8 protein-coding genes are annotated in these 8,428 nt (G+C 45.8%); 1 reads left to right on the top strand and 7 read right to left on the bottom strand.

Translation table 11 applies throughout. The features are described from left to right. Positions 1-192: 192 nt before the first annotated feature. The 6 genes from B5F87_RS19755 to B5F87_RS19730 form a co-directional block, all read right to left on the bottom strand. On the bottom strand, positions 193-1,434 hold the full coding sequence (locus B5F87_RS19755) for an MFS transporter (protein WP_087284265.1): 1,242 nt from the start codon (positions 1,432-1,434) through the stop codon (positions 193-195). 141 nt (positions 1,435-1,575) lie between these two features. After that, the gene (locus tag B5F87_RS19750; protein WP_143405304.1) at positions 1,576-2,433 is read right to left on the bottom strand and encodes a hypothetical protein; all 858 of its coding nucleotides are present in this window, start codon (positions 2,431-2,433) and stop codon (positions 1,576-1,578) included. A gap of 46 nt (positions 2,434-2,479) precedes the next feature. After that, positions 2,480-3,094, bottom strand: a complete 615-nt coding sequence (locus B5F87_RS19745) for a sigma-70 family RNA polymerase sigma factor (RefSeq protein ID WP_087284259.1) — start codon at positions 3,092-3,094, stop codon at positions 2,480-2,482. A gap of 102 nt (positions 3,095-3,196) precedes the next feature. Next, positions 3,197-3,457 (bottom strand): hypothetical protein, encoded by a 261-nt coding sequence (locus B5F87_RS19740; protein ID WP_242964604.1) that lies wholly within the window; start codon positions 3,455-3,457, stop codon positions 3,197-3,199. After that, on the bottom strand, positions 3,418-5,382 hold the full coding sequence (locus B5F87_RS19735; protein ID WP_158097117.1) for a YfhO family protein: 1,965 nt from the start codon (positions 5,380-5,382) through the stop codon (positions 3,418-3,420). The genes B5F87_RS19740 and B5F87_RS19735 overlap by 40 nt, the downstream gene beginning before the upstream one ends. Before the next feature lie 306 nt (positions 5,383-5,688). After that, entirely contained in the window at positions 5,689-6,066 is a 378-nt protein-coding gene (locus tag B5F87_RS19730) for a DUF2007 domain-containing protein (RefSeq protein ID WP_158097116.1), read from the bottom strand. 282 nt (positions 6,067-6,348) lie between these two features. On the opposite strand from B5F87_RS19730, the gene B5F87_RS19725 reads away from it, so the two are divergent. Then, positions 6,349-7,746 carry an alanine/glycine:cation symporter family protein gene (locus tag B5F87_RS19725; RefSeq protein ID WP_087284247.1) on the top strand — a complete coding sequence of 466 codons (1,398 nt, stop codon included), beginning with the start codon at positions 6,349-6,351 and terminating at the stop codon, positions 7,744-7,746. Positions 7,747-7,834: 88 nt separating this feature from the next. Here B5F87_RS19725 and B5F87_RS19720 read toward each other — a convergent pair whose 3' ends face one another. After that, entirely contained in the window at positions 7,835-8,041 is a 207-nt protein-coding gene (locus tag B5F87_RS19720) for a hypothetical protein (protein ID WP_242964603.1), read from the bottom strand. Positions 8,042-8,428: the final 387 nt, after the last annotated feature.

The raw sequence follows: 8,428 nt of genomic DNA, 5'->3' as shown, positions 1-8,428 counted from the left end.
GTAGTCATATCTAATTATACCATGGATTACGGACTCTTCGGGGTCCGTTTTCTATTTTCAGGCATAAAAATGGAGCCATTGCTCCATAGATGATTACTCATCTATTTTGCAACGGCCCCATCATAGATTTGAATATAAAAATATAAAGATGCAGTATCAGCGTCACTTTTCCAGAGCCGTAGGCACGGATTACTAAGATGGCTGACCGGACACCGCTCTTTTACTGAAAATACCTCTTCCTTTCTTGAGAAGCATTTTCTCATGCATGAAAGTCATGATTGCAAGTCCCAGCAGCAGATACAGCGGGAAAAAAGCAACACTCAATCCGTTGGCGATGAGGCCGAATACCGGCGGCATCAGACATGTTCCCACATATGCAAACGCCATCTGAACTCCCATCACTGCCTGAGAATTGTCCCTGCCGAAATTATCCGGCGTCGAGTGAATGATGGACGGATAGATCGGAGCGCAGCCAAGTCCCAGAAGCACCAGTCCCATGAGAGACATTCCGCTGCCAAAAGGCAGCAGCAGAGCGACAATTCCAAGAAGAATAACACTCTGACCAAGCCGGATCATCTGTGTATCGCTCAGTTTTACAGTGAGAAAACCACTTAAAAATCGTCCGGCGGTAATACCGATGAAAAACAAACCGGCAAAACCTGCGGCGCTCTCCGCGGACATCCCTTTGTGAAATACCAGGTAACTGCCTGCCCAGAGACTTGTCGTCTGTTCTACTATACTGTAGCAGAAAAAAGAAAACATCATTTCCTTCGCACCAGGTATACGTATAATTTCCCGCAGAGAAAGAGGTCTTTTCCTTCCGGCAGCAGTTTCTTCCGGCAAGGCCTCTGAAACTGTATCGCCAGTCTCCGGCTCTGTTTCTTCCGATTTCCGACTCCAGAGCGGCAGGCTCACAAAAAGGAGCGCGGTCAGCGCAATCTGTAAAAATGAAATGATGCGGTAACCCATATTCCAGGTCTGCCCTCCGGTCAGCACATGCCCCATGATGTAGGGACCAACGGAAGCGCCGATACCCCACATACAATGCAGCCAGCTCATGTGCCGGCTCTTATAATGAAGAGCCACGTAGTTGTTAAGGGCGGCGTCCACGCTTCCTGCCCCGAGGCCGTAAGGAACCGCCCAGAGGCAGAGCGCCAGGAAAGAGCCGCTGACGGAAAAACCAAACAGCGCGGCAGCTGTCAGCAGCACGCTGACCGCAGTTACTCTGCCTGTTCCCCACCGTCTGGTCAGACGGTCGCTCTGCAGGCTGGAAACGATCGTTCCCGCCGCTATGATCATGAATATTATCCCGGAATATGAAACCGGAACAGAAAATTCCCTGTACATGGACGGCCATGCGGAACCCAGAAGGGCGTCCGGCAGTCCCAGGCTGATAAAAGCCAGATAAATAATAACCAACAGTAAATGAATCATCGGATTCCTCTCCTTTTTCCTTGTTATTCTTTTGGCAGCGGGATATTTCCCGTCTGATAAAGATTCCGATTTATACTATCATTAACTGCGAAGATGCTCAAGTATTTTTGGCAGAAATATTACAGGTCAGCGTTTTATTATTTAGACCAGCTGCAGCTCCTCATAATCCGACCGGTTCAGAAGAAACCAGAGCTGATAAATGCATAGAAGAGCCAATCCCGCTGCCAGAGCCAGCAATCCGACCGGAAAAACGTGTTCCGGATACAGGTACGGCTGTCTCTCACTCCATACCATGATACACAAAAAGACAGTGCCGCAAAACAGGGCGCAGGCGGCCGGGAATCGGTCTGCGCTCATATGGGAAAGAAAGTACAGGCAGACCGCCGCCGTCAGCAAAAACGGAAGGACCAGGCAGACCGCCGTCCTTACCGATTCCAGGGAAGCAAATCTTGTCATAAAAATAAATAATCCTGCCAGCATACAGACATTTCCGGCTCCCATCCAGAGAAGCTTCACCGCCAGAAGACGTTTCGGCGAGAAATATGCGGCCGACTCCAGCTCATACATTTTGTAACGGCCGGCCCGCCCCAAAAACGGCACGCCGCTCAGGAATATAAAGCAGGAAAAGGCACACAGATATTTAACGGTATATGCCGGTATGCTCAGAAAATTTGTTCCCAGAATACGGGGCACCAACGCGGTGATAAAAAACAGACAGCAAAACTGCGTCGCCCAGATCTTCCATCCGAGATATTTTCCCTGTATTATGAAAAAACGCCAGAACGAAAGGCGTTCTCGTCTTTGACTTCCCGCCGTTTCTTCCCGAGCCATACGCAAAAGCCTTGACAGTCCTTCCCCGGCATCCGGCAGAGACATTTCACCCATGGAGGAACGCAGACGGATTCTTATTTCTTCTGTGGTATTATCCGAAACCCGCTTGCCAAACTTTCTCTTACCGGATTCCTCAGCTTTTCCTTCCGGTTTTTTTACATCTTTCATATTTTGCATCGGCTCTCCTTTCCTGATTCTTTCATTTCAAATCTCATTACAATTTATTTTCCATTTCTTGTTCTTGCTCGAGTCCTCTTTTCAGATAATTTAATGCGGAACGCAGACGTGACTGGACAGTCCGAAGAGGAAGCTTCACTATTCCTGCGATTTCCCGCAGAGTCAGATCCTGCGAAAAACGGAGAATCACGATCTCCCTCTGTTCCTCCGGCAGACTGTTCACCAGGCGGCGCATTTCCATATCAGACATTACCTGTTCATAATCTCCCGCTTCCTGTCCTATCTCCCCGGGAACATTATATCCGGACGCCCGGGAACTGCCTTCAGAAGAAGTATATTCCGCGAGAGCGTCCAGCGACACTTCCGAAACACTTTTCTTTCTCCACATATCAATGCATACACCGGATGCAATCCGATATAAGAGTGAACGAAGATTTTTTCCCTTTTCTACCTCCTCTTTATAATATCGGATCAGCTTCAGAAAAGTCTCCTGCGCAGCATCTTCCGCTGCAGACATATTCGGCGCATGCCAGACACAGTAACGCAGAATGTCCGGATACCAGCGGGTAATGAACGACTCCATAACTTCTCCCGCTTCTTCCCCTGACTTTTTATTCGATTGATCCCGCTTTTTTTCTTTGCGCCAAATCATATCTGCCTTCCTTTCAGATTGATCACCTATCTTCTCTCGTTTATTATAACGAATGGAAAAGGCAAAATGATTAAACAAAACTATTTTTTCTAAAAACAATTTTTAATATATTTCACCGGATGTTTCTTTCCTGTATATATCCATAATCCTTTTTCCAGTTCGAATCAGACTATGTTTCTCCGCCAGCTGTCTTTCCGGCGCCGCCATACGTGCGCCTTCCCCGGTAAAAATGTTTTCCAGTTTTTGACGAAACTCTTTCACATCGGACGCCTTATAAACCTGAACGCCATCTTCCAGCCAGTTTTCATATACCGGGATATCCCTTAACACAATGGGAATTTCGCAGGCGAGCGCTTCCAGCACAACGATACCCTCCGTCTCTTCATAACTGAAAAAAAGAGATATCCGTGTTCCCCGCCTTTTAGATTGATTTCAAATAAACTTCCGGATTCTCCTGACCGGACAGACGGCGCATTTACATTTTCCACAGTATACAGAGGACCGCAGCCCATCTTATCCAGCAGTTTATTCTGAATCTCCAGAGGATTATCTCCCTCCAGATGAGAATCTTTTACTCCTTCATCCACCAAATCCCCGCCTGACAGTGCACGTGGGTTTTTGTACAGATCAAAATACACTCCATCGGTTATTTTTTGATAACAGGTATCCATTTGCAGCCCATTCCTGTATGCCAGAAATCTGATGCCCAAAAGCATGTCCATCACCTCTGCCAATCCGGAATACTGGAATCGGTTTTTTCCTGTCTCAAATCCCATTTTTTCCATCCATGCTGCCATCTCATCTGTGTTGGTGGAAGAAAACATCAAGATACCGTTTAAACCATACAAGAGCTCCTCGTTTCTCAGAACAGGGTTCACGATATCTGTACGATACACATATGTCTGTCCGGGATCTTCCTGTTCTTTTTCTTTAAGCATGCGCCTGATTTCTCTTCCGCTGTCCACATAAACATTCCGGTTGGCAGAACCGGTATTGCAGATACTTAACACTGCGTGCACGCTGATTTCACAAAGAATGAGCCCGCCAAGGATGATACGCCACTGTGATTCTCCTTTTAGCATCTCATACACCCATGACAGGACGTTTTCTTTTTGCACATATTTTTTTCTGTAGAACCCCAGAACCATTGCCAGAAGCATACCGTATAAAATCAGCAGACTCATGGAACTTGCCGTCTTTACATTCCCCATCCTGCTCCCTATAAAAAAACAGAACAGAACGCTGATTCCGATTCCCTGAGCCAATTGCCTTCTGTTTATCTCTCCAACCTTCCCCCATCCTTCCGCAGCAGCCTTCAGCAGCAGAAAAACGAAGACAAAGGCAAAACGATTGGGCATGCCCACTGGTTTATGCAGCCCGTGAAGCAGAAGATTCAATGTCTGGAAATGAAATCCTGCCAGATAGAAAAGCAGCACCGCGCCTCCACAATACAGATTCACTGACGCCTGATTTCCACTCGTGGCGTAGGGATAGGAATCGAAAAGCAATCGGCCCAGCTGTTCCCATATATCTCCGTAGGTTCCTCCTGTTATCAACAGTCCCGCTTGTCTGGCAGCAGTAGTTTTGGAAACCGCAAAAACAGCGGGAACTAATATGATCGCAGCCAGCCCTCCGCCAAGCACCGAGGCTCCCGCATATTTCAGTCCCGACTTCCACCACACCTCATCTCTTTCTTCGGCTCCGTATGTTTCCGCCGTATAGTACAGCACAGAAAAAATACATATTATGAAACCCATATAATAATTGGAGATAATGCAGTATCCAAGAATGAAAGAATACTTTTTCCATCGTCCGAAATATATCAATTCTTCAAGACTCCATGCAAGAACCGGCAGAAGCATCACACAATCCAGCCACATCAGATTGCTGTAATACCCCAGCACAAAATTTGACAAAGCATACATGCTGCCAATACATACGGCCGTTATTGTATGCGACGGTATTTTTCGCAGGACGTACCATGTCATAAACGTACCAGTCAGTCCGATTTTAACGAGTATCGCTATAGTCACCGCCTCATTTACATATATGAACTGCATGAGAAAAAGAATTAACAGGCTGAAAGGGCTGCTTAAATAATAGGAAAAAAGATTATAAAAGCTATATCCCATCGCGTGATCTGAAAATGCAAAACTCCAGCCCTGTTTTATCTGCCGCAGCAGCTCCTCATACATTCCGATATATTGATGAACCCCGTCTATAACCAGCGCAGAACGGTCGCCAAACGGGTAAACTCCCACCAGGGCAAAACCCGTACAGCAAATCAAAACAGGAAAACCAGCTCCTTCGTGAGTGTATGCACAGATGTCACCACACCGTTAATCACCGGATCAAACCAGTCAGTTGTAATCAATACTTTCACATTTTTTCCTCCTGCTCTCTTTATCTTTGTAACAGAGCATAACATGCGGGTCTAAATATTCAGATGAGATTTTATAAACGGTTCATAAACAATGACTGCCGGAAAATGAGAACAAAAAAAACTGTATCAACATTCTCATCAGCAATACTGATGGAATATCAATACAGATTTTAATTTAAGATATGCTGTTATATCAGTTATTGTATGATAATCAACTGCCCTGGCTCATATATTCGAAAATGAACAGCATTACCATCATAATCGCCATCCAGGCAAGGATTCCTCTGGCAATAAAAACTTTGTTTTTATACCACGGAACTATAGTCGCTGAAGATTCTTCCTTTATCAGCTCTGAGTGATCGTCAGCATTCCAATTCTCCTGCCGGTACTCTTTTATCAAAACAGAAGCCATTTCTGTATCTTCTTCTTTCACATATAATCCGGTTCCATAAATAGACGTTCCCCAGGCAATACGCATGTATTCTCCACTTCCCCCTTCTTTTGTATAAGAAGGAATACCCTGTTCTCTGAGTACTCTGACCAGTTCATTTCCCTCAGCCTCAGTGGCAGCAGTATATATTTTTTTCACTAAATCCCTCCTTCTTTTTGCATAATAAACAGGTAGTTTTTTGTCTGACTTTAGAATACTACAATAATATCATACCGACATTACACATTTATTACAGGGATATTAATCTTACAATAACAACTCTTTCCTCTTTTTTTTGTCATTTTACCTTGCATTTATCGCTTTGATACGGTAAACTATTAAAGGAAAAGTCAAAGGGGTATCGCATCTTAGGCGGTACCTTTTATACTTTTTACGCTTTTCGATCTTCTAACCGATAATGAAAGACAGGAGGGGAAAATCATGTTAGAGACAATAAGCGACGCAATATTTAAAGTCGATGAAGTCATATGGGGCTGGTGGCTGATCATTTTATTATTCGGCACTCATATTTTTATGACATTCAAAACGCGTTTTATTCAATGGAAGTCCATTACAAAAGGCATCAAGCTCTCCGTGACCAAGGATCCGGACGCAGAGGGAGAAGTATCCAATTTCGGCGCGCTGACCACGGCTCTGGCGGCGACCATCGGTACCGGCAATATTGTCGGCGTCGGCACCGCCATTGCTCTGGGCGGCCCGGGCGCTGTGCTCTGGTGCTGGTTATCCGGTGTGTTCGGTATTGCTACCAAATATTCGGAATCTTTGATCGCCGTCAAATACAGAGTGAAGAAAAAAGACGGCAGAATGCAGGGCGGTGCTATGTATGCGCTCTCCCGCGGATTGAAATGGCAGCCTCTCGGCAAGATTCTCGGTATGATCTTCGCCGTATTTGCCGGATTTGCTTCTTTCGGAATCGGCTGCGCCACACAGGTCAACGCCATCGCCAATATCGTGCAGGCAAATGTGGGCTTCCCGAAACAGATTATAGGAATTATCATCGCCGCACTGACGGCACTTGTCATTTTCGGCGGTATCAAGTCCATCTCCAGAGTGTGTGAGAAACTGGTTCCTTTTATGGCCATTTTTTACGTACTGGGCTGCCTGATCATTCTCTGCATCAATTATGATTACATCATACCGGCGATCACTACGATCTGCCGTCTCGCTTTTACCCCAGGTGCTGCTGCCGGCGGACTGGTGGGAAGCGGTATCATGATGGCTATGCGTTACGGTGTGGCCAGAGGTTTATTTTCCAACGAATCTGGTATGGGTTCCGCCCCGATCGCAGCGGCTGCCGCCCAGACAAGAAACCCTGTCCGTCAGGCGCTGGTTTCTTCCACCGGCACATTCTGGGACACTGTTGTCGTCTGTCTGATGACCGGTCTTACGCTGGTTTCCACCATCATGAAAAATCCTGCCATCAACGCTGATGAGATCACGGACGGCGGCGTACTGACTACTCTCGCTTTCGGGCAGATTCCGTATCTGGGGCCGATTATCCTCACTCTGGGAATCATCTGCTTTGCCTACTCCACCATTCTCGGATGGGCTTACTACGGCGAGCGAGCCGTTGAGTATTTCTCCGGCAAAAAGGGACTCATTCCTTACCGTGTGCTCTACATCGCAGTAGCTGCCATCGCACCTATTGTTACACTGGATGTGGTCTGGGCCCTGGCAGACATATTAAATGCATTAATGGCGATTCCTAACCTGATTGCCGTCCTCCTTTTATCCAATATCATATCTAATGAAACAAAGCTGTATATTAACGATCTGGATAAATGGGACGATACTCCGGTTCCGGTTGTGGATGATTAAATATCCTTATCTGAATATCTTTCTCTAAACTACGTTATAATTTATGCTCATGAGGCAGGGACTGTCCGCCAGTTCCCGCCTCAAATCATTAGGAAGATACAACGAGGACGGCTTTTTCAGCCGTATTTCTTCCGCGTCTTCCAGCAGTTCCGCCACAAACTGGGAACAGAAATAGTGATTCTTCCGGCTCCTCCAGAGCAATGGACGCATGGGTGTATTCTCTGCCGCTTATGTAATGGATAAAAGTGGAAATGCAATCAGAGTATTTCGTCAGCAGAATAGAAATCGTTTTCATTTTCAACCCTCCACTCGTCGTTTTAATTTTTCTCTCGACTTCACCCATTGTATACGGGGAGTGTTTGGGTTTCTTTTGTAAATGATTGAAGAAATGTTAATTTCACAAAAAATCCCTCTGATTCTTTGTATGACTGTGCCCATACTCTATCACCGGTTTTTTTACGTTTTGTTTGAGGATTGTTTCGTTTTGGTTAAAAAGAAAAGGTTCCGTCGCAGTAACGGTCTAACGACCGTAACTGCTGACGGATTTTTTGTGCGCATTTTCAGCAGAATCTGTTTGCTTTGGCTACAATTACAGCGCTTGCGCTGCTGAAAAAGCGCACTGATCTAAGCCTTCTGTCTTAGACAAAAGACTGGTATGATGTGTATTTTGAAATTTTAAAAA

It is taken from the genome of Eubacterium sp. An3 (assembly GCF_002159465.1).
Taxonomy (GTDB): Bacteria; Bacillota; Clostridia; order Lachnospirales; family Lachnospiraceae; genus Anaerobutyricum; species Anaerobutyricum stercoris.
This window is presented reverse-complemented; position numbering and strand designations above follow the sequence as displayed.